General features: G+C 35.4%; 26 protein-coding genes, 2 tRNA genes and 1 pseudogene. 16 read left to right on the top strand and 13 right to left on the bottom strand.

Annotated features, from left to right (window positions below):
* Positions 1-52: 52 nt before the first annotated feature.
* Together QHH19_00450 and QHH19_00445 are read right to left on the bottom strand one after the other, a co-directional pair.
* Positions 53-940, bottom strand: a complete 888-nt coding sequence (locus QHH19_00450) for a hypothetical protein (GenBank protein MDH7516815.1) — start codon at positions 938-940, stop codon at positions 53-55.
* A 54-nt stretch (positions 941-994) separates the two neighbouring features.
* Positions 995-3913: a CARDB domain-containing protein gene (locus QHH19_00445; protein ID MDH7516814.1), complete on the bottom strand. Its 2919-nt coding sequence runs from the start codon at positions 3911-3913 to the stop codon at positions 995-997.
* Positions 3914-4181: 268 nt separating this feature from the next.
* Between QHH19_00445 and QHH19_00440 the strand changes: the two genes are divergently transcribed.
* From QHH19_00440 to QHH19_00365, 16 genes are all read left to right on the top strand, one after another.
* On the top strand, positions 4182-5090 hold the full coding sequence (locus QHH19_00440; protein MDH7516813.1) for a hypothetical protein: 909 nt from the start codon (positions 4182-4184) through the stop codon (positions 5088-5090).
* A 65-nt stretch (positions 5091-5155) separates the two neighbouring features.
* Positions 5156-5647 carry a CBS domain-containing protein gene (locus QHH19_00435; protein ID MDH7516812.1) on the top strand — a complete coding sequence of 164 codons (492 nt, stop codon included), beginning with the start codon at positions 5156-5158 and terminating at the stop codon, positions 5645-5647.
* 6 nt (positions 5648-5653) lie between these two features.
* Positions 5654-6898, top strand: a complete 1245-nt coding sequence (locus tag QHH19_00430) for a cation:proton antiporter (protein MDH7516811.1) — start codon at positions 5654-5656, stop codon at positions 6896-6898.
* Between the two features lie 43 nt (positions 6899-6941).
* Positions 6942-7949, top strand: a complete 1008-nt coding sequence (locus QHH19_00425; protein ID MDH7516810.1) for a DNA methyltransferase — start codon at positions 6942-6944, stop codon at positions 7947-7949.
* A gap of 43 nt (positions 7950-7992) precedes the next feature.
* Positions 7993-8913, top strand: coding sequence for a ribonuclease Z (gene rnz, locus QHH19_00420; GenBank protein ID MDH7516809.1), 921 nt, complete (start codon positions 7993-7995; stop codon positions 8911-8913).
* An 89-nt stretch (positions 8914-9002) separates the two neighbouring features.
* Positions 9003-11732 carry a cation-transporting P-type ATPase gene (locus QHH19_00415; protein MDH7516808.1) on the top strand — a complete coding sequence of 910 codons (2730 nt, stop codon included), beginning with the start codon at positions 9003-9005 and terminating at the stop codon, positions 11730-11732.
* A 40-nt stretch (positions 11733-11772) separates the two neighbouring features.
* Complete coding sequence (locus QHH19_00410) at positions 11773-12246, top strand: cytidine/deoxycytidylate deaminase family protein (GenBank protein MDH7516807.1); 474 nt, start codon at positions 11773-11775, stop codon at positions 12244-12246.
* A gap of 46 nt (positions 12247-12292) precedes the next feature.
* Complete coding sequence (locus QHH19_00405; protein MDH7516806.1) at positions 12293-12679, top strand: ArsR family transcriptional regulator; 387 nt, start codon at positions 12293-12295, stop codon at positions 12677-12679.
* 95 nt (positions 12680-12774) lie between these two features.
* Positions 12775-13863, top strand: a complete 1089-nt coding sequence (locus QHH19_00400) for a Xaa-Pro peptidase family protein (GenBank protein MDH7516805.1) — start codon at positions 12775-12777, stop codon at positions 13861-13863.
* Between the two features lie 68 nt (positions 13864-13931).
* Positions 13932-15227, top strand: coding sequence for a serine hydroxymethyltransferase (gene glyA, locus QHH19_00395; GenBank protein ID MDH7516804.1), 1296 nt, complete (start codon positions 13932-13934; stop codon positions 15225-15227).
* A gap of 2 nt (positions 15228-15229) precedes the next feature.
* On the top strand, positions 15230-15778 hold the full coding sequence (locus tag QHH19_00390) for an adenylate kinase family protein (GenBank protein MDH7516803.1): 549 nt from the start codon (positions 15230-15232) through the stop codon (positions 15776-15778).
* A gap of 27 nt (positions 15779-15805) precedes the next feature.
* The gene (locus QHH19_00385) at positions 15806-16438 is read left to right on the top strand and encodes a CDP-alcohol phosphatidyltransferase family protein (GenBank protein MDH7516802.1); all 633 of its coding nucleotides are present in this window, start codon (positions 15806-15808) and stop codon (positions 16436-16438) included.
* Complete coding sequence (gene hflX, locus QHH19_00380; protein MDH7516801.1) at positions 16435-17700, top strand: GTPase HflX; 1266 nt, start codon at positions 16435-16437, stop codon at positions 17698-17700. Before QHH19_00385 ends, hflX begins: the two co-directional genes overlap by 4 nt.
* 228 nt (positions 17701-17928) lie before the next feature.
* Positions 17929-18651 carry a hypothetical protein gene (locus tag QHH19_00375; protein MDH7516800.1) on the top strand — a complete coding sequence of 241 codons (723 nt, stop codon included), beginning with the start codon at positions 17929-17931 and terminating at the stop codon, positions 18649-18651.
* A gap of 61 nt (positions 18652-18712) precedes the next feature.
* A complete protein-coding gene (locus QHH19_00370; GenBank protein MDH7516799.1) occupies positions 18713-18946 on the top strand; it encodes an Lrp/AsnC ligand binding domain-containing protein in 234 nt (77 codons plus the stop codon).
* A 16-nt stretch (positions 18947-18962) separates the two neighbouring features.
* On the top strand, positions 18963-19274 hold the full coding sequence (locus QHH19_00365) for a hypothetical protein (GenBank protein MDH7516798.1): 312 nt from the start codon (positions 18963-18965) through the stop codon (positions 19272-19274).
* Positions 19275-19600: 326 nt separating this feature from the next.
* On the opposite strand, the pseudogene pdxT reads toward QHH19_00365, so the two are convergent.
* From pdxT to QHH19_00310, 11 genes and pseudogenes are all read right to left on the bottom strand, one after another.
* Positions 19601-20203 (bottom strand): annotated as a pseudogene (gene pdxT / locus QHH19_00360) (pyridoxal 5'-phosphate synthase glutaminase subunit PdxT).
* A complete protein-coding gene (gene pdxS / locus QHH19_00355; protein ID MDH7516797.1) occupies positions 20197-21204 on the bottom strand; it encodes a pyridoxal 5'-phosphate synthase lyase subunit PdxS in 1008 nt (335 codons plus the stop codon). The pseudogene pdxT and the gene pdxS overlap by 7 nt, the downstream one beginning before the upstream one ends.
* A gap of 136 nt (positions 21205-21340) precedes the next feature.
* The gene (locus QHH19_00350; GenBank protein ID MDH7516796.1) at positions 21341-21694 is read right to left on the bottom strand and encodes an archaellum operon transcriptional activator EarA family protein; all 354 of its coding nucleotides are present in this window, start codon (positions 21692-21694) and stop codon (positions 21341-21343) included.
* Positions 21695-21840: 146 nt separating this feature from the next.
* Positions 21841-22605: an RAD55 family ATPase gene (locus QHH19_00345; GenBank protein ID MDH7516795.1), complete on the bottom strand. Its 765-nt coding sequence runs from the start codon at positions 22603-22605 to the stop codon at positions 21841-21843.
* An 87-nt stretch (positions 22606-22692) separates the two neighbouring features.
* A complete protein-coding gene (locus tag QHH19_00340) occupies positions 22693-23271 on the bottom strand; it encodes a hypothetical protein (GenBank protein MDH7516794.1) in 579 nt (192 codons plus the stop codon).
* A 5-nt stretch (positions 23272-23276) separates the two neighbouring features.
* Positions 23277-24011, bottom strand: coding sequence for an ATPase domain-containing protein (locus tag QHH19_00335; GenBank protein MDH7516793.1), 735 nt, complete (start codon positions 24009-24011; stop codon positions 23277-23279).
* A 117-nt stretch (positions 24012-24128) separates the two neighbouring features.
* Positions 24129-24362, bottom strand: a complete 234-nt coding sequence (locus tag QHH19_00330) for an Lrp/AsnC ligand binding domain-containing protein (GenBank protein MDH7516792.1) — start codon at positions 24360-24362, stop codon at positions 24129-24131.
* A 412-nt stretch (positions 24363-24774) separates the two neighbouring features.
* Entirely contained in the window at positions 24775-25131 is a 357-nt protein-coding gene (locus tag QHH19_00325) for a hypothetical protein (protein MDH7516791.1), read from the bottom strand.
* Complete coding sequence (locus QHH19_00320) at positions 25128-25562, bottom strand: hypothetical protein (protein MDH7516790.1); 435 nt, start codon at positions 25560-25562, stop codon at positions 25128-25130. The genes QHH19_00325 and QHH19_00320 overlap by 4 nt, the downstream gene beginning before the upstream one ends.
* Before the next feature lie 226 nt (positions 25563-25788).
* Positions 25789-25908 (bottom strand) — tRNA-Leu (locus QHH19_00315).
* A 20-nt stretch (positions 25909-25928) separates the two neighbouring features.
* Positions 25929-26000 (bottom strand) — tRNA-Gly (locus QHH19_00310).
* Positions 26001-26172: the final 172 nt, after the last annotated feature.

Here is a 26172-nt window from a genome sequence, read left to right as displayed (position 1 = left end):
CATGAGAAAGTATATAAAATTGCCGATTATTTTTTCGTTTATCAGCGATATACTAGCTGAATAATGAAATTTTTTTACCTTTTTTCAACTCATCAAGTGACTCTTCAGCAATCTCATCCAACTTCTTCTTATCAAAAACAGCTTTCCTAGCCTGCAGATTTTGTTCTTGGATAAGTCTTTTAGCTTCATCACGCTGCTTTTTCTTCTCACCACGGATAGATATAATCTTGGATCTCATCTCAAAAGCCTTCTCATGAATCGCCTGAGCTTCTTTCTTAATCTCGATATACTCTTTATGTTTCTTGTTCGCCTCATTTATAGAGATAGAAAACTCGTTAACCAGCTTCATAAACTCTTCGTGTTTCTTCTGGCTTTCATTATAATATTTCTGAGCCTTCTCGTGCTCTTCATTAGCCTTCTTAAAAAGTGCATCTATGGCAGTGTCTTTGTCTGAGATGTCTATCTCAATAACCTTCTGTTTTTGCAGCATTTTCTTAAATTTTTCGTACTCTGCTTTTTTCTGGCGTATTTTTTCAATTAACTCATTCTCTTCAGCAGGTGACATAGGAGTCGTTTGCTGTTTGTATTCCAACATCTGAAAATCAGCTTTAAGCTCTTCAACACGTAAAGGTAGATTCTTGAAAACCTCACCTTTTTTCTTTCTTTTAGCCTCGATTAGCTCCTTCGCCTGTTGCTGAAGTTTATTACGCATATCTCTGTGTTGCTTCATCTTTAAGACAAGTTTATCCCGTTCTGCTTTGGCTTTTTCCATTTTTTCTTTGATTTCTTTCCGCCTTTCATTTATCATATCTCTTTCTTCACGAATCAAACGTGCCATCTCGTTTAGCTCGTTTCTTTTTTCAATGTAAGCCTGGTACTTTTTTTCTGCATCTTTGAGTTGTCCGGTATCTTTCTTTTTGCTAGAATCATGTTTTGGCATAAGAAATCACAACAAAGCCTCTGCTTACTTAAGATTTTTTTTGAGATGCCGTTATCATTTAACTACTATATTAAACTCATTTTTTCTTTTGCTGGCAATCCACGGCATCCTTATTTCAGCGTAGCCACCACTGGGGATAGTGATATCCTCTACTTTATTTTTTTCCTCCCCGTTTACATAAAGGATAACATTAACATGGGTAGCTGCTACTTTACCTCTGTTCTCAAGCTTAAAAGATGTGTCTACCCTGTCTCCTTTTTTGAAAACCTCTGGTGAATGAATCACATCTGTTATATGTAGATCTGGTTTAGCATCTTTTATGGTTGTAACAGTGGAGATTTCAATGTTTTTCTGTTTTTCTAAAACTTTAACACCTACAACTACCTCAATCCAGTCATCAGCTTTAACGAAACTGGTGGGTGTAACACGCAGGGTTAGGTCTCTTGATTGTTTACTCTCAAGTGAAACGTTGTTTATATCCAAGGAAACGTTCCAGCCAGATGAAGATGGGTATTTCGTGTAAATCTCATAGCTTAATCTCCTCTTGTAAGGGTTTTGTAGTGTTATGTTGAATTTAGCTTGTTCACCTGGTTGTATCTCTTTTATACGTTCTAAGCAGATCAGATTCGCATATTTTATTGTAAGCAGATAGACTAGTAATATAATTATGAAGAATATTATAACAAATATTATTATTGCTAGTACGTGTGCTCCATAGGATCCAAATACAGCATTTAAACCAAGGCTATATGATGCTGAATCAAATGCATCGTAGATCCATTCAAGTATGTTTGGGCCTATGACTGTTGTTGTTACATTTAATGCAACAGTTTTTTTACCTTCCTTGGAAGTTACAATGAATTTTAGTAAATCAGATGATGCACTAGTGTTTTTAGGAACAAAAATTGTTACTTTAACCTCTACTTCATCACCAGCAGCAATATTCTTTATCTCATCCTTAGATAGGTTTAATTTCCAGTTATGTTCAGATTCAACTTTTATATTATAAGTATCAGGCCAGAACCCTGTGTTCAAGTTTTTAACCTTAAATACATAGGTACCATTTTTTCCATATTTTATCTCCTGAGACTGACCAGCAATACCAATACGATATTCAACAGCATCCTCAGATATCTCTACGTTTACAGGATAAACAAATTTACCTGTTTTACCCTCTGCAACGAATTTACCACGTAAAACATCCCCATAACGATCCTTATCGTATTTTGTAGCTTTTGATTTAACGATAGCTGTAACATTTTGTTTACCACCAGCAGCTAACGAGAATTTATTAGGCGTAATAGTTACACCCCATTTATCATTGTCTTTCTTTGAAAAACTAAGCTGTATGTTATCCTCGTTGTACTTACTTGTGACATTAAAAGTATAGATTATGCTGTCACCAAGAGCGATCTTTTCATCTGATGGGTTTTTAACAACATCAACTATCTTTATATGGCCTGTTTCGTTAAATTTTACCGTTAATGAGGAAGGATAGTTTACTGAATCATATAATAAATTTGCCATTCTAAACAGACCAAGTTTATTATCAGTTGCTGAAACCTTGAGAGTTAGGTTTTTACCATAATAAATCTCATAATTCTTACAATCAAAATTAAACAGTATCGGTTCACTTGGTTTCTGTAATAAATCTAGTATACCTGTTCTATCTAACTCTTTTTCAGAAGAAGAAATAGTGGTATTACCATCTAATAATGTTGCGACTACTTTTATTTTACCACGTAAAATATTGATTAACCTACGCATATCCCTATGATCAACATATAAACTGGCTGTTGCCGCTTCTATCAACTTGTTTCTTTCGAGCCCTAGGCTGCTCCATTTAGCAGGGTTCTTTGATATAGTTGCTACTGATGGTTTATCGTTTTCAGGTGGATCACTGCTCATCTTGTTTTCGCTATGCAGATAATATGTTCTTATGTTTTCCACTTCGCCTGTTATGCTACATGGTAGTGTCATAGATGATTTATGATTCACAGAATCGTAGATAAATGAGGACGACATCATCTCTATAAATTCGGTAATATTAAAACCAGCGAATTCTTCGCTACCAAAAATTTCGCTGAGTTTCAATAAAGTCTCACTTAAGTTAGATAAGAAACTTATATTGCTGAGAGCTTCACCCAACGACTTTAATGTTTCATTTAAACTTGATAAATCGAAATTAACATAATTAAGAAGTAGTTTATCCCCAGCAGATATTTTAATTTCTGCTAGTATCACATCCCCTGGTTCCAAAACTGTTTCAACTGGAATAGAAAATTTATACTCTATGGTATCTTTTAGAGGTGATAGCAATTTTCTTTTTACTTTAACCTCTTTCGATTCAGTGAATTTAGTTTGTAGTTCTTCATCACCTAATATTTTTAATACTAAAAAACTGACGTTAACTGTGTCGTTATCCCAGAGATACCATGGTGGCGATGCAAAGTATAGGTTGAAGTTCACGTCTCCCTTCAAATCTAATTTTTCTTCACCACTATAAACATAGGCGCCTTGAAATGGTGCGAAATATGAAACTAGGAATTCTTCTGATAATAGTTCTTCCCATTCACCTTTCCTACACATGTCTATTATTGTTTTAATGGTTGGCGGGTATTCTGAGTCATTGGTTTTAATTGGCGGATTTTGATCCATCACTCTACCATAGCCAGAGATTGATAATATCAGTTTAATATATTCAATATCAGACAGGTTTTCTAATTCAGGCTCAGTCAAATTTTCTTCTAAACCAGATTTATATAATAAATCTAATAATTTTTCTTCGTTATAAACTTCAAGTATATAAGATAAATCATCATCTTCGGTTATCTGTTCATGGAAATAAAGTGTTGTAGTTCCTACCTGTTCTTCTGCTTTGACGTCGGAGGTTAAAATAGTTAAAACTGACAGTGAGCTAAGTAGCAATATGATTGTCACGAAGCACACTCTGATTTCTCTGGAGAGATGCATTTTTGTCTCACCTTATGTAAGTTATATTATTTCTATTAATATATAAATCTTTGTTTACAATACTTACCATTTTTCTTTTTCAGATATGAAACGTGTTTTTTTTATCCAGATATAACATTATATTTTTACATTATATTATTGGACCCAAACTATTAATATCTTTTATATTAAATAATAATATTTTTTGGTATACATTACTAATTTTCCTTTTAAAAAAAAATAAATATGCCCTAAGATATCCTATCATGGCACTCTAGAAAGGTGGTTAATGAGGATAATAACTTTAAATAATAAAAATAATCCTTTCTTCATCTCATTTATTATAGGTATTAGTCTATTTTTTATTATACTTCTTTTTATTAGTCCAGTTTTAGCTCAGGATAAACAACTGTTTGTTACAGTAAATGAATATATCATTAAATCAAATGAACCTTTCACTGTTGTAGTTAAAGATGAATATAACATGCCTGTAAAAGGAGTATCAGTTGCAATACAGAATATCGTGGGAAAAACAGAAATCACAGATGATGAGGGCGTTGCTATATTAACTGCTCCTAGTAATTGTAATGAGATAACGATTATAGCACAGAAAGAGGGATATAAAGATGGGAGAAAATCTGTGAAGATCTATGTTCCTCCAGGACTTATCGAGTCTCTATTACAAAACCAATATATCCCGATAGTTATTGCTGTAATAGCTGTTTTATCAGCTATACTAGTTGTTAATTTTAGACAAAAAAGGCATGAGAGAAACTTGGTTGGAGAAACCCTAAAGGAACAGCCTATTAAGAGTAGTTTACATGGCGTGGTCGTATCTGTGTCCTCAGATGAAAAAGAAGCAGGTAAACAAATAAATCAGGGTGTATCAACAGAAGAGATCTATATTGATTCAAAAAGTGGTCCAAAAATCGAAGAAATCAGGATTAGTAGGCCTCGTAAAGACAAGGAGATAGTCTCAGTGAAAACCGAGGAAGAGATTGAGAATATCTCTGCTCGTAAAGCTATGAGAAAACATGAATATGATTGGTTTGAGGGCGAGGAAGACATTAGGTACAAGATAGATAGGATAACTGGTAAGATTGATGAAGATGGTGTTGATAAATGGTTTGAGGGTATAGATGATATAAGAGCTAAGATAGATGAGAAGATTAAGAAAAAAGACAGGAAAAGGAATTAGTTGGATTAGTTGATTTATCATTTTAAGTAGTTTTTAAATATTGCTTCTTTGATTTATGCGCTTTAATGACAAAAGAAAACAGGTTAATAGCTGATTTTTATGAGCTTAGTGTTAAACAGTTGATGGATAAACGTGTTTGGGATCTCCCGTTGATAGAGGAAAATGAGGATATTTATCATGTTTTGTCTATCCTTTGTGGGAGACATCATATATGGGTTGTTAAAAGTAAAAGCAGCAATGAGCTTGTTGGAGTTATAACTGAGCATGATGTTTTATCTATATTGGCTCCTAAGCGTCTGCCAGCCTATGTTTTTGGTATGCCTGATGTTAGATCTATTCAGCATGGTACAGCAAAAACAGCTGGGGATATCATGTTTCATAATGTTGTTTCCTGTAAACCTGATGATAAGGTTGCAGATGCGCTTCATAAGATGGTTGTATATAAGACGCGTAGGTTACCTGTTGTTGAGGGAAAGAGAATCGTTGGTGAGCTTACTCTAAATCAGCTTATTAGGAAGTACTATGCTGCAACTCAATATCATCCTATAAATAGATAAAGAAGGTTGATTTTCACGCTTGATACAGTATTGGAGATATCACTCGCAGTTGCTTTGGCTCTAATTGTTGCTCGATTCTTGGGCTATATTTTTGATAAACTAAAACAGCCTGCTGTGATAGGGGAGATTATCGCAGGTATAATATTAGGAGGTTTTGGTTTAGGCTTGATTTCTAAGCAGGGTTTCTCAATTTTTAACTGGAGTTTTAGTTTTCCAAATTTAGACTATACCGGGGAATATTTTAGTTTGTTCGCTGGCTTGGGTATATTATTTTTTATGTTTATATCTGGTCTTGAGGTAAACATATCTAAGTTTAAGGGTATGGAAAAAGCCTCGTTCTTTATTGCAGTTGGTGGCGTTGTTTTACCACTGATACTAGGCTTCATTGCTGGCATGTATTTTGGTTTTTCATGGCAGGCTAGTACGGTTATAGGGCTAATATTGGTTGCTACCTCTGTTGGTGTTACTGTTAGGACATTAATGGATTTGAGGCTGCTTAGCACATATCCTGGTATAGCAATACTTGGAGCCGCTGTAATCGACGATGTCATTGGTATAATTCTGTTAACATTTTTATTAGGCACAGATTCAATGATAGCTATAACATTTAAGATGCTTTTATATTTCCTAATTTTTGCTTACTTGGGAGTAAAATTTATAGGTAGAGTATTGAACCTAGGGGAAAAAATTCAGCTCCCAAAAGCATTTCTAGGCATTTCAATATCTATTATGTTAATATACTCTTTTTTTGCATACCAATCAGGTATCACAGGCATAATTGGAGCGTTCCTTGCAGGTACGCTAATAGGTAACACGGTGTATTCAAATAGGGTAATCGATGATGTGAAAACAATAGGTTACGGTATTTTTATTCCATTGTTCTTTGTATGGGTTGGTGCTAGCATAGATTTAACAGCATTTTTAACTATTGGCCCGTTTGCTCTTGTAGTTATTGCTGTTGGTGTATTAGGTAAAATAGTTGGTTGCAGTGTAGGAGCAAAACTTGCTGGTATGAAAATATCAGAATCCATAGAGGTTGGTGTAGGCATGGTACCGCGTATGGAGATGGCTCTTATAACAGTTAGTATAGCAATTATACAGGGTGTGATAGTTGGGGAGGTTGCTGATAAGATACTAGCTACAACCATTTTATTAACCATTGTAACAACACTGATTGCACCAATTCTGATAAAAACGACGATAAGCCTTGAAAACATTTTTAAAAGATTCTGGCGGACAAAATTCTGGTAACCTATTAATATATTAACTCTATATTATTTATCAAATATTTGATATGTTAATATTATTTGAGTTGTCAAAAGAACATAAAACCTTGCCAAAAAATGAGATACTGGCGTGTCTAAACGCAGAGAATATATGTTATAGTATAGTGGATTCAAACGATGATGTTTTAGTTATTAAAACAGATGCATCTGAACCTAAAATTAAACAAATTGGACATAGATTGTCGCTCACATTTAATATAAACGAACTTTTTTTTTCTTGTTCACATGACCTAGATGATATTAAAAATTATTCAAAAAAAAGACCAATCAAAAAAGAAGGCTCTATAGCTATAAAACATAAAAACAGGTCAAAAAACATTGACTCAAAACCTATTCTCGATGTAATAGAAGATGTTTATACAAAAAACAAGAGAGTAGACTTAACAAACCCAGATATGACTATTAGAGCTTTGATAACAGACACAGCTGTGTATGTTGGTTTGCTGATATCAACAGTAGATAGGTCACAGTTTGAAAAAAGAAAAGTACAGTTTAGACCATTTTTCTCTCCTATATCTCTTCATCCTAAAATCGCACGGGCTTTAGTGAATCTTTCTTGTGCTAAAAAAAATGAAACATTACTAGATCCTTTTTGTGGAACCGGCGGTATACTACTTGAGGCTGGTTTAATTGGTATAAAGGTTATTGGTAGTGACATAGAAAAAAAGATGGTAGATGGTTGCAAGAAGACCCTTGATTTCTACAAAATAGAGGATTATGAGTTGTTTTGCATTGATATAGGTGATATAAAGAAACATATCAAGGCGGTCGATGCTGTTGTTACAGATATGCCATATGGTAAATCGACCACGACAAGAGGAGAAGATATAAACCAGCTTTATGAGCGTGCTTTTAAAAACATTTCAGGTGTACTAAAAAAGGATGGTAAAGCTGTTATCGGTTTATCAAATGAAGATATGATATATGTTGGTGAAAAATATTTTTCACTAGTTGAGAAGCATGATTTTAGGGTTCATCGTAGTCTCACTCGTTATTTTGCTGTATATAGGAAATAACCAAAACGCTTTTACAATAGAATCGTCATCCACCATTTCGGAAATGACGCAGCTGAGTGTTATATTCCTTGGTACTAGTGGTAGCTGGCCTACTGTGAAACGAAACGTTTCATCTGTAGCTGTAAAAAGAGGTGGTGAGGTTATTTTGTTTGACTGTGGTGAGGGTACGCAGCGTCAGTTCCAGAAATCAAATCTTAGTTATATGCAGGTAGACAAGGTTTTTATAACGCATTTTCATGGTGATCATTTCCTTGGTCTCCTTGGTTTGATTCAGACTATGCAGTTGAATGATAGGGATAAACCGCTTGATATCTATGGACCACGTGGGATGAATAAGTTGACATCGCAGTTGTTATCTCTTGGTTACTTTCAACCATCATATAAGATAGTTTCACATGAGCTAAAAGACAATGATACACTGGTTTTTGATGGGTACTCTATACATACGCTTCAGGTTGATCATAATGTTCCATCTCTAGCATATTGCATGGAAGAGGATGAACGACCTGGTAGGTTTAATAAACCAAAGGCTCTTGAACTGGGTATACCAGAGGGGCCGCTTTTTAGCAAGCTTCAACATGGTCAGTCTATAACATTGGATAATGGTAAAAGGATCACTCCTGATATGGTTTTAGGTGAGCCGAGGAAAGGCAGGAAAATAGTTATAACAGGTGACACAAAACCATATCAAAAGTTGATAGAATTTTCAAAGGATGCAGATGTGCTTATCCATGATGCAACATTTGACTCTGAGCTAGAGGAAATTGCTATTGAATACGGTCATGCTACTGCTTCTCAGGCTGCAGAGATCGCTAAAAAAGCCAATGTTGAAAAACTTTTTTTGACACATATAAGCCCGCGTTACACTGATTATCGTATAATTGAGAATGATGCTAGGAAGGTTTTCAAAAACTCTTTTGTTGCAAGGGATTTCCAGGAAGTTGAAATTAGACTTAAAAAATGAGTGACTTGAATCTTATCATATATTTTTCTTATCGTTACTATTATGACAAAGATTAAAGTAGAAACTGATGATATCCGTTTTCGAAAAATATGATTTCACAGAAAAATGGTCAATTAACAGAATTTTACAGTTACTCTACAGAAGAGTTGTTTAAAAAATTTGGGACTTCAATAAACGGGTTATCTAATGAAAAAGTAGAGGAATTGTTGAAAATTTATGGGCCAAATGAGATTGCTAAAGAAAAGAAAAAATCAATACTTAGGAAAATTTTAGAAGCACTTATTGAACCTATGGCGCTTATTTTGATAATCGCTTCTCTCCTTTCTTATTTTATCCTAAATGATTTACTAGAAGCAGCTGCTATTCTAGGTGTTGTGTTAATTAATACGATAATTAGTTTGATACAAGAGGGAAAAGCGGAGAAAGCATCAGATGAACTTAAAAAAATATTGTCTCCTCAGTTTAAGGTTATCCGGGATGGTGATATTGAGGTTATCGCTTCTAAATTTCTGGTGCCAGGTGATATAATTGTTTTCGAATCAGGTGATATTCTACCTGCTGATGCGCGTGTTATAGAAGGAAACAGCATATTGGTTGATGAGGCGCATTTAACTGGGGAAAGTGAGCCTATTAACAAAAATGCAGATAAGTTAGATGGTAAGGACCTAAAGCTGTATGAGATGAGTAACATCATTTTTGGTGGAAGCAAAATTCTAAATGGTTATGGTAAAGCTGTTGTTGTAAAAACAGGAGCTAACACAGAGATTGGTAAAATCGCAAAAAACATACAAGAAACAAAGGATGAACAAACACCTCTCCAGAAGAAAATGAACAGAGAAGTAAAAGCATTGGTAGGTCTTGCTTTTGTTGCAACACTCCTTGTTTTACTGATGGGTGTTTTAAGAAATGTCGACCTTGGTTCATCTGTGCTACTTGCTATCAGCATCATGGTTGCTGTATTCCCAGAGGGGTTGCCTGCTTCGATGACTATAGCTTTTTCGCTTGCTATGGAACGGCTTGCAAAAAACTCTGTTATAGTAAAAAAACTCTCATCTGTTGAGACACTAGGTAATGTAGACTACATCTGTACAGATAAAACAGGGACTATCACAAAACATGATATGACTGTTAAAGAATCTTTCATTGGAAATAAATTCCATGTGATGTCTGATCTCTTCAAAATGGTCGCAGAAGGTAAATCAGATCTATTACATGATATTTTTTTAACCTCTGTTAAATGTTCTACTGCTCAGGTAATAGAGGAAGAGGGAAACGTTGTAAAAGAAATCGGTGATCCAACTGAGATCGCTCTAATCAAAGCATCTATCCTAAACGGTTTCAAACCTGATCATTTTGATTCATTTAAAATATTAGATAACGTGCCTTTTTCATCTGATCTAATGTTTTCAGCTATCCTCACAGAGGATAATAAGGGGAAGAAGGAGATATACATCAAAGGGGCGCCAGAGAAGATACTATCGTTCTGTGATTCTTATTATGTTGATGGTAAAACACAGCCTCTTGACGAGCATCACAGACGGCATATATTAAAAGAACTTTCTACTAGATCTGAAAAAGGTTTCAGACTCATAGGTTTTGCGAAAAAACAAAAAGTAGATGACATAAAAAAAATTGATACCAATAATCTGAAGGGTTTCACTTTTCTTGCTGCAGCAGCTATATATGATCCACCAAAAGATGAGGTTAAACAGATGATCCAGGAGACAAAAGAGGCGAACATAAACGTTGTTATGATCACTGGGGATAGCAAAAAAACTGGTTTCTCTATAGCTGAAAGCGTGGGTATAGCGAGTGATATCGATCAGGTTATCGAGGGTAGAGACCTCGAAAGGATGAGTGACGATGAATTTAGTCACCGCGTTGAAAATATCCGTGTTTATTCACGTGTTGCACCACTGGATAAACTAAAGATTGTTGATAAACTGCGGGAAAAAGAGCATATTGTTGCTATGACTGGTGATGGTGTAAATGATGCCCCTGCTTTGAAAAAAGCAGATGTTGGTATAGCCATGGGTCGTGCTGGAACCCAGGTTTCTCAGGAAGCAGCTGATGTGATTTTAACTGATGATAATTTTTCTACTATTGTGAAAGCTGTTGAGGAGGGTAGGAAGGTTTATCAAAACCTAAAGAAGCTTATTCGTTATCTTCTAACAAATAACATAGGCAAGGTTGTAGGTATTTTGATTACTCCTATTTTTGGTTATCCTGCTCCTCTTTTACCTTTGCAGCTTTTATGGTCAAATGTTGTTATGGAGAGTCTCCCAGCTGTTGGGATAAGTACAGATTCCGCTGATAAAAGTATAATGAAACATAAACCGTCTAAGCTCTCAGAGCCAATTATCACAAAACGGCAGAGGATGATGATGATTGTTGATGGTATTGTTTTTGGTTTATGTATCGCAGCATCGTATATTCTTGCACGTGATTATATGATAAGCCAGGGTTTTGATGCAAAAGATGCTGGTGTATTCGCTGGTACTGTTTCTTTTGCTGTCACGCTTATATCACCACAGCTCTATGTTTTTATTTTACGTGAAGGAAAATTGATTGATAGGTTCAAAAGAAAAAATCTTCTACTGAAATCTTTTTTTGTTTTTACCATATTGATGATACTAGCAATTATCTATGTCCCTGAGTTGAACACTTTTTTCAAAACAAAACCGATTTTTGATTTTTATCTCTGGGGTTTAATCATTGTGTTTTCTGTTTTGACTACAGTATTCCGAGCTGTTTTTGGTGATGACATCCTCCCTAGTTCAAAGCATGGTAAACAAACAGCATCAACATCAACTACATAACAATTTTATTAAGCACCGCAGCTATTCTGTTTTGATTTCTATGGAAGAAAGACCATCATATGATGAATACTTTATGGAAATGGCTCATGTGGTTTCAAAGAGGAGTACATGTCTAAGACGTAAAGTAGGGGCCATACTTGTTAAAGATAAACATATACTGAGCACAGGCTATAATGGTGCGCCTAAGGGGCTTAAGCATTGTTCAGAGGTTGGTTGCCTCAGGGAGAAACTAAATGTTCCATCTGGTGAACGCCATGAGCTCTGCAGAGGCTTACATGCTGAGCAGAATGTGATCATACAGGCTGCTGTTTTTGGTACATCAATAAAAGATTCAACTCTTTATTGCACTAACACACCTTGTGTTGTTTGTGTTAAAATGCTTATTAACGCGGGTGTTAAAGAAATTATTTTTTCTGGTGATTACCCTGATGATCTTGCCAAAAAAATGCTTAAAGAAAGTGGCATAAAAATCAAAAAATTTGTGGATCAAAATCCACTTAAAATCAAAAAATGAGAAAAATATAAATACCGACGAATGAATTACCATTACCGAGGAGAAAATGAAGCATAAGAGGTCATTTGTATTAGATGAAAAGGATGAAAGAGCTGTTCAGCTATTTACAGATCTTGGGATGCCAAAAAACCTTGCTAAGACTTTAATGTACATCTCACAGGTTAATGAATGCCGTTCCGCTGACGTGGAGCAGGGAGCGGACCTTAGACAACCAGAGGTAAGTGTTGCGATGCAGGAACTCAGACGAAGAGGATGGGCTAAAAAGAGAGACGTTAAAAAGAAAGGGAAAGGAAGGCCTGTTCATGTTTACAAGCTTACAAAGAGTTTACCAGAGATACTGAAATTGTTTGAGCAGGAAAAAATGAAACAAGTAGAAACGATCAAAGAGGATTTATCGCAGCTTAACAACTTGATACAGCAGTATAAAAAATAAATTTTTAAAATCTAATATATCTAAATATTATTCTATTTTATTTAATTTCATTTAGGTTAAAAGAATTTGAGAATGTTTGTGTTGGTGGTATTAAAGTGAAAAAGAGGGTTAAAAATATTTTTAAAAACTTGGGTAAGAAGCTTGATGTTGTATTGATTAAAAACCCTGGTGGTCCATGTTGTGATGACAACTTTTTTTATGTAACTGGTTTGGATAAGGGGATTTTTGAGGGCGCGATAGCTTTGATATATCCCGATGGTGGGGTTGACCTATTGGTTTCTGAGCTTGAGGCTGAAGCTGCAAAAAAAGCTGATGCAAATCTCTATGTTTATAGGGACAAAAAAACTTTTGATGGTTTTTTGAAAAAACTTTTATCAGATGTTAAAAAAGTTGGTTTGAATTTTGATATGGTTTCTCATAGGGATTTTTGTAAACTGAAAGAGCAATACAAGAAGTTGAGTTTTATAGATGTATCAGAGAATCTTGCGAAGACTAGGCTTGTTAAAGATGAGCTTGAGATAAAACTAATAAGGAGGTCGTGTCAGATAGTTGATAAAGTTATGAAAACTGTTCTAAGTATGCTCTATGAGGGGATGCATGAGTATGAGGTTGCTGCTGAGATAGATTATCTTATGCAGAAGAATGGTGCTGATAAACCTGCTTTTGAGACAATATCCTCTTTTGGTAGAAACACTGCTGAGCCTCACTATAGCCATGGTGCGACCCGGCTTAGGAAAGGTTTTTTTGTTTTGTTTGATTTCGGCTCATGTTACCATAGATACAACTCTGATATAACTAGGACTTTTGTTTTTGGTAAAGCATATAAAAAACAAAGAGAGATGTATGAAACTGTTTTAGAGGCACAAAAAGTAGGATTAGATTCTATAAAACCTGGTGTAAAAGCGTATAAGGTGCATAATAATGTAAGTAATTATATAGAAAAAACAAGGTTCAGAGGATGTTTCGTCCATTCTACAGGTCATTCTCTTGGTTTATCTGTTCATGATGGAGCAGGTTTCAGCTCTGAGAGCAAGTTTGCGCTCAGAGAAAACATGGTTTTTACTATTGAGCCAGGTGTTTATGTACCAGGTTTTGGTGGTGTGAGGATAGAGGATGATGTTCTAATTAAAAAGAATGGTGTGGAGGTTTTAACTAAATCACCGAAAGGTTTCTTTGAGATTTAAGAGTATTTTATCTTTTTTCCATTACATTTTTATGAGAATCATTGATACTGACTTTGGTGTGATTTTCTATGAAATGGTATGATGAAGCTGAATATATTAGGAAACAGGCGATGAAAAACAACGAGTTCTTCGCGAATTCTCTACCTATGATAGCAAGTGAAAATGTTTTGTCACCTCTGTGTAGGGAGATGCTTATAACTGATTTCCATGGTAGGTACGCTGAGGGTACTCCTGGTAATAGATACTATGAGGGTTGTAAGTTTTTTGACCTAGTGGAAGAGAAATCTATGGAGCTTGCAAAGAAACTTTTCAAATGTTCTTATGCTGATGTGCGTCCCACGTCTGGTACTACTGCGAATATGGCTGTACTTAAGGCTTTGATTAAACCAGGTGAAAACGCTGTTGTGCTTGATACAGCAAATGGTGCACATATCTCTTTTGGTAAATGGGGTGCGGCTGGTGTGAGGGGTATAAACCTTGTTTCTTTCCCGTTTAATAATGAGGAGATGAACATAGATGTTGATAAAGCTGTTAAACTTATAAGAGATGTTAAACCAAGGCTTGCTCTTTGTGGGCAGTCTGTTTTTTTGTTTCCTACGCCTCTTAGACAAATCGCCGATGCAGCACATGAGGTTGGTGCATATGTTGTGTATGATGCAGCCCATGTCTTGGGTCTTATTGGGGGTAAAAAATTTCAGGATCCGTTGCGTGAGGGCGCTGATGTTATGAATGGGAGCACACATAAGACACTACCTGGTCCTCAGGGTGGTGTGGTACTATCTGATCATAGGGGTGATACTGAGGAGGATAAATCTTTTTTGAGGAAGCTTGGTTTCGGTGTTTTCCCAGGTGTTACTTCGTCTTATCATCTCCACCATGTTGCGGCTAAGGGTATAGCTTTTGCTGAACACCTTGAGTTTGGTGAGGCTTATGCTACTCAGACTATAAAAAACGCTAAAAGGCTTGCGCAGTCATTGTATGAACGCGGGTTCAAGGTTTTTGGTGAGAAACTTGGTTTCACAGAGTCTCATCAGGTTCTTGTTGAAATCGGACCAGGTAAGGGAAAGGAAGCGTCTAAAAAACTTGAGGAGGCTGGTATTATTACAAACATGAACATGATACCTGGTGATAAAGACCCGATTAACCCATCTGGTTTACGTCTAGGGACACCAGAGCTTACGAGGATAGGGATGAAAGAGAGTGAAATGGATGAGATCGCTAGTTTTTATGAGAGGGTGCTTTTGAAAAACGAGAACACGAAGAAAATCAGGGAAGAGGTTAAAGAATTCCGCAAAAACTTTCAGGAGCTGCATTACTGTTTCAAAGAAGGTTTTAGGGGATATGATTATCAAAAGTTGATCTGAGTATGCTTGTAGCAATCTCTGGTACACCAGGGACAGGTAAAACATCTGTTTCAAAAATTTTAGAACAGCATGGTTTTGAGGTGTTTGATTTAAACAAGTTATCGGTTGAGAAAGGTTTTGTTGTTGGTTTTGATAAAAAAAGGGGTTCTAGGATAGTAGATGTTGACAAGTTGGATAGATACGTTGGAGGTTTTTCCAAGGGGAAAAACTTGGTTTTCTTTGAGGGGCATCTTTCTCATCTTTTGAAAAACATGGATAAAGTAATAATTCTTAGGTGTCATCCTTCTGTTTTAAAAAAACGTTTAGCTGAGAAAAACTGGAACAAGGAGAAAATAAAAGAAAACGTTGAGGCTGAGGTTCTTGACATAGTTTTATGTGAGAGCGTTGAGAATCATCATAGGAAAAACATTTTTGAGATAGATACAACTGATAAAACTGTTGATCAGGTGGCATCATGTGTACTTGAGGTTGTTGAAAATAAATTTAAACCTATGAAAAAATATAATATAGGATATATTGATTGGTCCGAGGAGATACTTAAAGAATTCTAAAAAAAAAGATTTTGAGATGGAGAAAACATGGTGTTGGATACTCAGAGGGATAACATTGATCCTGTTTTATCATTTGTTGCCAAAGTTTTTGTGGGTGTGAACCCTAATGTTTTGACTTGGTTGTCTCTGGTTTTTGCTTTTCTAGCTGGGTTGTTTTTTTATTTTTCTTCTCCTGATTTGGAGTTGTCAAATTATTATCTTTTTTTTGCTTCTTTGTTTGTTTTTTTAAATGGTTTTTTTGATGCTGTTGATGGTAAGGTTGCTAAGTTGACTAAAAAGGAGTCAAGGATGGGTGATTTCCTTGATCATGCTCTTGATAGGTATGCTGATGTCCTGATGGTTGGTGGTATTGCTATTAGCCCATGGTGTGATGTTAGGATAGGGCTTTTAGCTGTTGTTGGTATGTTGTTGACTAGTTATATGGGTACCCAGTCTCAGGCTGTTGGCTATAAACGTGAATACTCTGGTTTACTTGGTCGTGCTGATAGGCTTGCGTTGTTGATGGTTATACCTATTGTGCAGCATATACTGATTCACTATGGTTATCAGATCATATATGGTTTTTATTTGCTTGAGTGGATGCTGATCTATTTTGCGGTTGTTGGTAATATAACTGCTGTTCAACGTTTTTATAGTACTCTAAGATGGTTTAGAAAATGAGTGGAAAAAACGCTGTAATTGTCTCTCTCAGTGATGATGTACAGGAGATAATACAACTAGCTGATACACTTGGTTATAATGTTGTTAAAACTTTTATTCAACATAAAAAAACGCCTGATACCAATTATTATGTTGGTCCAGGTAAGGTAGATGAAATTAAAAAGTTTTTAGAGGAGCAGGGGGAGGATTCTGTTAATCTGGTGATTGTTGATGGTGAGTTGAAGCCTTCTCAGTGGTTTGCTTTGGAAAAGAAACTGAAGATTGATGTTTATGATAGGATAAGACTTATTCTTGCTATATTTGCGGAGAGAGCAGATAGTAAAGAAGCTAAACTACAGGTGCGTTTGGCACAACTACAATATGAGCGGCCTTTTGTTAGGGAGCTTATACATCGTGCTAGAGCTGGTGAACACCCGGGTTTTATGGCTGGTGGTGAATACCAGGTTGATGACTATTATGAGATGATAAAGAAACAGATGAAGAATATACGAGAGGATTTAGAAAAGATACGGGATGAGCGGGAGATACGTAGGAGACATAGGCATACAAGTGGTTTTTACCTTGTTTCATTAGCTGGTTATACGAATGCTGGTAAAAGCAGTTTGTTGAACCTTTTAGCTGACGAAAAAGTTAAGGTTGATGGTAAATTATTTTCAACGTTGTCTACAACAACACGTAAGATAAACGATAGATTTTTACCTATTTTGTTGACTGATACAGTTGGTTTCATAAAAAATCTGCCTACTTGGGTTATAGATGCTTTTCATTCCACGCTTGAAGAATTGTCATTGGCTGATGTTGTCTTGTTGGTTGTTGATGCTAGTGAAAGCAAAGAGGTTATTGAAAAGAAACTTAGGGTTTCAATTGATGAACTTCTTGAGATTGGTGTGGTATCCCCGGTTATAATCGTTTTTAATAAAATTGATTTGCTAAACAAAGAGGAGTTGGAGAGCAGGGTTGATTATCTAAGGGTTGCTGGTTTGTTGGAAAACAAAAAAATTGTGTCCATATCTGTTAAAAACAAAGAGAATGTTGATATGCTTCTTGATATGATCCATGATTCCCTACCTCGTATCTCTAGTTTGAAGTTAAGGTTGCCTGTTAACGAAAAAACCCAGTCTTTTATATCCTGGATGTACGAAAAAGCACGTGTCTATGATGTTGTTTATAATGATTATATCACGGTTTCTGTTGATTGTAACATTGAGATAAAAGACAAGATACTGTCTAGATGTAATGAATTAGATGGGCAAATCTTATGATTTTTTATTCGTCCATCCCAGGGTATGCTTTTGTGTAAAGTCAAATGACATCAGTAACATCATTGACCAAGGTGTGATAATTGAAAACACTGGTAATCCCTCTGTGCATATGCAACATGAAGGTTACATCTTCTCCTTAAAAAAATGTTACCCATCTGACTTGACATTACATTTTGTTAAATTTTAAATATAGGTATAATGTTTACGGGTGCTGGGAGGAATAAAATTATGGATATATTAAGAGATGTAAAGGAAAATAAAGATAAGTTGATGTTAGCTGTTTTACTGGTAGCTGTAGGTGTTTTATCAAGGATACTTTTGCATGATTTTTTCTATAGTATAATTAACCCTATTTCCACTGGTGGTTACCCGTTGCCATTGGATGTGTTCTTTGCTGTTGCAGCAGTTTCTGTTTTTAGTGGTGTTCTTCTAGGTAAATATTATACGTTTGTTGTACCGGTTTGTGTTATAGGTATTACTGATATATTTTATGCATTGGTTGACCCTGTAAATGCTGCCAGCTGGTTGACTTGGCTTTTCCTGTTTACTTGGTCAGGGTACGTGGTTTTGGCATTAACCGGTTATTTAACAAGAAGAAAATCAGAGATTAACAGATTGTTTATACCAAAAATTTTAGGAACAAGCGCCCTAGGTATAGTTTTCTATGATTTGTGGTCTAACTTTGGTTTCTGGTTAGCTTATTCTAAGTTGGGGTTCTATCCGCAGAACCTTGATGGTCTGGCTATGGTTTACATTGGTGGTATCCCATCTATGATATGGCATCTTTTGTCTACAACCCTGGTTATTGTATTTGTTGCTATACCACTAGTTTATCTGAGAGAGCAAGAGATAATCAAGAAAAGTCTTGTACTCAAACCTGTGGAAAAATATGTTATTGCTAGCGCAACAGTTATCCTTATGACTGCTAGTGTTTTAACAGTTCTCTTCTAACATTTTTTTGATAAAGTTTATATTACAAGAAAATATAAGGGGTAGAAAGGAGAAATAAAATATGGCTATAGGTTTTGTGCTTATAAGTGCTGCACCTGCCCATGAACACGAGGTTTACAACAAGCTTTCTAAGGTGCCTGAGATAGTTGAGCTTCACCCGCTTTTTGGTGAATATGATCTCATTGCTAAGATAGAGGCAGAAGACTTCGAGAAACTTGGTAACATAGTTGTAAACAAGATTAGGTCGATACCTGGTGTGATTGATACAAAAACCTTGACGGGAACAAAATTTTAATGAGGTGAAATAAAAAATGGAAGGATTAGTACAATATTTCCTGAGTATGCTGACGCTGGTATTCGCGATAGCTAGCATAATAGCTGGTATATTCACTGCATATTTCGGATCTGGTAAAAGCAGAGCAGTTGGGGCTATACTAATAATCATAGGGATAATTGTGTTCATATTGTTCCTATGGGGAGCTGGAGTACTAAAAATGGGTAATGTACCAGATACAATGGACTTTGTTGGAACTGTTATAAATGGTATAGTAGCTGTTGTTGGTGCAGTAGTTGGGGCGTTAATAGCTCTTGGTATATTCCTACTGGCTATAATGAAGGCGTAGTACTTCGTTACTGACTTAGGAAAAAAAACACAATCTTATTCTTTTTTTTAATTTATCTTATCTTTTCTTTAGAAAATCTATTTTTTGTTGTTTGTATATCTCTGTTTAATGTTTTTTTGATTAAATCCGCTGGTTATTCCACTTGGCATCTATCATTATGGATATCAACTTGTTTAAAGTATTGATCCCATGTGGAACCTCTTTCAACCTTATACATATTTTTCTCCATTAAAATCTGCAATTTAAAAACCATTACTAACTTAAAAGAGTTTTTCTCGATGCAAATTATAGGGGGTATAGAGTAGAACCTGTGCTATACTAAAAACCTAGATTATTATATCTAAAAAATATCTGTGTATCCTAAGATCATCAGTTAGTTCAGGGTGAAAAGATAAGGCTAGGAATTTATCCTGCCTAGCCATCACTATCTCTTCGTCTATCTTTGCTAAAACCTTACATCCACCCCAGACGCGTTTTATCGTTGGTGCTCATATAAAAACAGCATTATAAGGCTCAGAAAAACCTTCTATGATTATGTTTTTTTCAAATGATTCACGTTGTCTACCAAAACTATTGCGTTCAACCTGCATATCCATAACTTTCAACAACCTAACCTTGTTGTCATCATCTGTTAGTTTTTTTGCAAGTATAACACAACCAGCACATGTACCCATTATCGGTAAATTATTTTTTCTAACTCGATCATGTATTATTTCATGCATACCGTTTTTGTACAAAATTTTTGATATTGTTGTGCTTTCCCCACCAGGTAGTATAAGGGCGTCTATTTTTTTAATATCATTTTTGTTGTAAACAAAAATTATTTCACCTTTTATGTTTGATTCTATAAGCGTATTTGTCATAGCATTAAAATGTTCAGACACAGCCCCTTGTACCGCTAGGATACCAATTGATAATTTTTTTACCATCCTCTTTCCTGGAGCATCTGTTCTTTTGATAAAGTCTGAATCTCAATACCATGCATGGGTTCACCAAGGTTTTTACTTATCTCTGCTATAACTTCAGGTTCTTTGTAATGTGCTACCGCTTCGACAATGGCTTTTGCCCTACTCTTAGGGTTCTCAGATTTGAATATGCCTGATCCAACGAAAACACCGTCGCTGCCAAGTTGCATCATTATAGCTGCATCAGCAGGTGTTGCAATTCCACCAGCTGCGAAGTTAACAACAGGTAGACGATGATGAACATTTTTTATGTCCTTTAAAATCTTGAAAATATCTTTTTTAACCTCACCATATGTGTATTCCTCAAAAACCAGTGTGTCATCATCCACCCTGTCGTTGTTTGTTATTGTTTTAATGGCGTTAACATAACTCTGAGAATACTCCTCTGCGAGTTTATGTATTTCGTTGTCATCCAAAAAACCAAGTCTTTTAATCATACCCATAACCATTCTCTGATGCCTTATCGCCTCTACAATATTACCTGTACCCGCCTCACCCTTGGTTCTAATCATCGCAGCACCCTCCCAAATCCTACGCACTGCTTCACCAAGGTTTCTACAACCACAAACAAAAGGAACAGTGAACTTGCGTTTATCAACATGATAAAATGGATCAGCTGGTGTAAGAACCTCAGACTCATCAATCATATCAACACCAAGAGCCTCAAGCGCCTGAGCCTCAACAAAATGACCTATACGAACCTTAGCCATAACAGGTATACTAACAGAATCCATTATCTTTTTAATAACAGCAGGGTCAGCCATACGAGCAATACCACCATGTGCACGGATATCAGCTGGTACCCTCTCCAAAGCCATAACAGCAACAGCACCACTATCCTCAGCGATCCTAGCCTGCTCAGCAGTGGTAACATCCATTATAACACCGCCTTTCTGCATCTTAGCAAAACCCTTCTTTAACAGTGGTGTACCAACTTTCAACTTCGGAGTATCTAAACCTTTCATCAAATTTCAACCTCCCAAACTCTGTGTAACTTCAAATCCCGATATATACAACTCCTTATTAAGCGCTGTGGTACTACATAAATTTATTGTCTAAAAACCCACTATAGGATATCCATAAAAAAAGATTTTTTTAATTTTACCGCCTGCTTTTAACAGATTCCTTTAACTCTGTTTCAATTATCTCCCGACCAAAAGGAGTTAAACCATAGAGTTTTATGTTACCCCCACCACTCTTCTCCTCAACTATCTTCAAACTAAGCAGAGACTCATCTTCCTTATACCTAGAATCCATACCACGAATAGCACCAATAACATTAGTCGGCGTGGTTTTAACATGATAAGCAATCTCAGAAGTATAACTATAACTAGGGCTTATATCAAAAAGATACTCAGCAATCTTTTTCCTTATATTACTCCTCCTCAAAGCCCTAACAACAAGAGGTCTTTTTAAGCTGGAATAGTCTTCCGAATTCCTACTCTCCAACTGCATCCCATCACTCGTAATTAAAATGTAATTAAAATGTATATCACATCCTATTTATAAATTAGTCGCCCCCATGAACAATCAGCTACATATACTTCTATATATTCATGTAAAAATGCATCTAAAAAAATTTACAAAAAAACAATTTTTTTTTACATTATTCTTTCTATCATCTCTAAAACAAAACCATCGCTATCTATCGTGTACCTTGCTATACCAATTTTTTTCGCATAATTCCTCATCTTTTTAACAGAAAGGAAACGCTCAAAAGTAGAACCCTTCTGTAACACTTCCAGCTCCAGTACACAATCAGCGGTACCCTCCATCTTCCTCTCAAAAACATCACCATATATCCCCCTCGTCATTATGATGAATAAAGCACCTTTGTTTTGCAGATTACTCAGTTTCGCTGCATAAACCGTCCTGATTACCTCATCCTGTGAATACTGGCTTAAGAAAAAATCAAGAGAGTTTATCACAATCTTCTGATAGTTCGATGATTTAATCTTGTTTGATAATATAGCTAGAAAATCTTCATCACCTTTTATTGTTGGTGGTAAACCAGAAGAACCGATTTCAATCAACTCTTTCAGCTTTAATTTTGATCTTTGCTCATATATGCTAACACGTTTCTGCTCCCCGCTTAGAACACTCTGCGAATATTTTTCAGCTATGTCAACAAACTCTATCTCCCGGGGATTCCAGTTGAACCTCTTCATTGTATCAAGGACTTCATTCTTTGTTTCCTCTGTCGTAAAATACAGTACTTTTCCAGTTGTTGTTAGCTGTTTACTAAGTATCTCCACGCTGCTACCAGGTGTCCCAAGAATCAAAACAGTGAAACCTCTTGGTATACCTCCTTCCAGTAGTTTATCGAGTTTTTCAATGCCAGTGCTTATAAATTCCTCATTCGTCATAATTTTTTATTCTTCAAATCTTTTTTTGTTTCCTTTAAAATCTTTTCAGTCGGTCTATTCATATTTATTTCGCCGTTTAAAATTTTTTTAAATAAAAGAGTCTCTAACCTTTAGGATCTTGTCGTTTAGGTAGATTAATTTGTTTAGATACTTGCTTGTATCCTCCTCCTCTATAACTATTGACATAGCATGTATGTTTCTTGCTCTTGTCCTATTTGCGAGCTGGTAAAAAAACTCTGTCACTATATTTAGATCATTGTATATTATCAGGGTGCTTAGTGAATCTATCACCAAATATTTGGTTACGTTTTCATCTACTTCTTTGAATGTATTCATTATCTCCAAACCAAGTTTTTCAAGCATCGTCGGGCTTTCTATGAACGTACAATTCGGGTAAGTCTTTGATATACCTGATGCGCGGGAGATACAATCTATGAACCTTATGTTTTTTAAAGCTGATAAATCACCGAATTGTTTAACGATGTTCTCATAAGGTTTTGTTACACTAACATAAACCCATGCATCCTGTGGTCTCGCGCGTACAAACTCCAACAAAGCCTGTATAAACTCGGTGTAGTTGTTCCCAGGTAAAAGTATGCCTACTGACTGATTGATTGTTATAGCATTTGATATCCTTTCTTTTAAACTATCTATCAGTGTAACCATAATTATCATGCCTTTGATTTAAGCAGCGGAGCTAGTTCTACACCATCCTTTGATGAGATGCTCATAGCAAACTTTGTTCTACTATGTGGTATACCCCTCATTTTAATGATCTGGAATGTTCTAATTAGATCTCCTTTTCTTTCTATGTCACCCAGGAAGATTATGCCATCGGCAATGAATTCTTCTATACCATATTGTGAATATTGGAAGGTTCTTGGTGGCACCTCTGATGTTAAAAAAGTTGTGCATTTCATCGCAGCTAGTGATGACCCTAGTTTGAATATGAAATCTCTTATCATCTCTTTTGTCTGCAGCCTATAGCAAAGAGCTGTTATAGAATCTATAACAAGTCTTTTTACATTAAGCTCCTCTGCTATGTCTCTTAGTACATCAAGCAGAGCAGCAGCATCCTCTATACTGTATTTTTCTGTGTTTAAACCCAGTCTCTCACTTATGATTCTGAGGTCTATGAGGTTCACCATACCTGATTCTATCAGTTTTTTGTCGTAGAACTTGAAACTCTCCATATTTTTTGTTAATTTAAACAAGGGTTCTGTGATTGTAAAGAAGACACCTCGTTCTCCCATTTTAGCCCCATTTATGAGGAACTGCATACAAAGAGTGGTTTTACCTGAGCCGCTGCTCCCCACCATTAAAACTGTGCTCCCTACAGGTATACCGCCGCTTATCTGTAAATCAAGTTCTTCCATACCTGTTTTACATAGGCCGTCTTCAGCCATTTACCATACTCTCCTTTTTTCACCATTACTATTTTTTTTATCTTATATACAATTATTGAATATAAAACTTAAGGTTTTAAATAAACAATGGCATCAAGGTGATATATAATTAAAGGATTATCTTTGAGGTAATGATTTACACTCTTTTTCTATAACGTGGGTGTTTGTTTTTTCTATGCCATCCAATTTTTGTAATTGACTTGTCAGTTCATGAAGCTGGCTAAGATTTTTAACATTCACTTTTATAACTATATCACAGTCACCAGTAACAATTGAGATTTTTTCAATATGATTTAGCTTCTTTATCTCATCTAATGCTTTGTTATACGTCCCTGGATACATATTTGTCATTATGTATGCCCGGATAGGTTTGTAATGTTTTTTTATATCTGTTTTTGTGTGATTTGTTTGTATTTTCCTTGTGTGCATCCTTCTTACCAAAACCAGAATTCAAATACCCCTTTATTATGATATTATACTGGTGCATATGCAGCTAAATTAAAAAATTATGAGTTCTAATGCAAGAAAGATAAAAAGACTTAGAGGAAGAAATTTTAAATTCCAATCCATTAATAATAAAATTCTCCTTATTTTTTTATTATTTCGCCCTAATAAAGCAACATTGTTATCTTAGATAATTACTCCCACACATATGCTTATATAAGAGGTAAAATATTCTTTTATACATATATTGATTAATGTTTATGGAGGGAAGGAATTTTGAACCACCTAATTTACCGACATGACAATATTATAAATTACACTATTTTTTATTTCGTATTTCCATGACAACATAGAGGAGAACAATTGGCAGTATTAATCCGAACGCATAACCAACAAACCTAAGAATGAGGTCTCCGACAAAACTTGCTGGGAAAATATTCGGATTAAACAATGTGGGAAGATTTTGTAAAGCAATTCCGACGATGAATAACCAGAATAAAGCTGTAATAAATGTAGTAAAATTCTTGGTAACATCTTCTGCAATATTAAACGAGACTAATAATTTCTGTAATAGTTCCATTACTTTTTTAATCAGGATTGTACCGAAGACTAATACAAAGATAATAATTGTAATATTAGCAGTCCAGCTTGGAAGAGGCAAATCTACAAGGCTCATATTTTCACCCACAGATATTTCATAATATTATAGAAGATATTTATAAAGCCAAATAATAAAATGAGCAAACCAATGTTAGATATAAGAGTGTGTGCAGATGCAATTGGTTTATTGATTGGAAGAAGAACGGATGTATTAATCTGTTGGATAGTATAGCCAATAATAACAAGAAAAGAGCTAGTCGTAATTCCTTTTGAAAGATCATCTTTTTCCCAATAGATACTTAAAAGAAATGTGATGATTTGGAACCAAAGGAGCAATGCTATAAAATAAACGAGTGGATTTTTAATTAATAATAATACAGAATTTGCGTCTGTACTGAGTTCTGCTTCTGCAACAATAAGATCAAATATAGGGATTATGAGAAGCGCAAGAGCAGCGATAACAATCATCTTTTTTAAAATATTCAGTGTCTCAGGCTTTTCAAACATGAGCATAATAATCCATATTTTATTCTTAAACATTTCTAAAAATGTAACGAATATTCTTTTAAGAGATGTTTTTTAAAAATTATTTTAAATTATCCCCTAAAAATTTTATTTATACTGAGTTACCTTGGACATTGCTTGATAGATAGAAAACACGGACAAAAGTATAAAAATAGGTAGTTGAAGAGTGTCATTCATAAACATTAAAACCTACCAAATATTAAAAAAGTGCAGGGGAAGGGATTTGAACCCTCGGACTCCTTCGAGACAGGATATCTCATCGAACCCTTCTTTTCTTAAGTTTTAGATCTTAAGTCCTGCGCCGTTGGCCATGCTTGGCTACCCCTGCAAATTACTGTTTTAAACGAGTGCGGGCGCCGGGATTTGAACCCGGGCAGAAGGCTTGGAAGGCCTTAATCATAACCCCTAGATCACACCCGCATTTAAACGAAGGGAAAATACAATTTTTATTTTAGTAGTTTGCTATATAAATTTTTTTTAACCTTTGGCTACATCCCGAAATGAGTCGAAGAATCATCTCTTGAACAATATTTTACTTTGAAATAGATCATAGAACATACAGAAAAATGTTGTCTCAATCGGTGATTTCACA

This window comes from Candidatus Thermoplasmatota archaeon, from assembly GCA_029907305.1.
GTDB lineage: Archaea > Thermoplasmatota > E2 > DHVEG-1 > DHVEG-1 > JARYMC01.
Note: the sequence above shows the minus strand (reverse complement) of the source record. Positions and strands in the feature narration are given on the sequence as shown.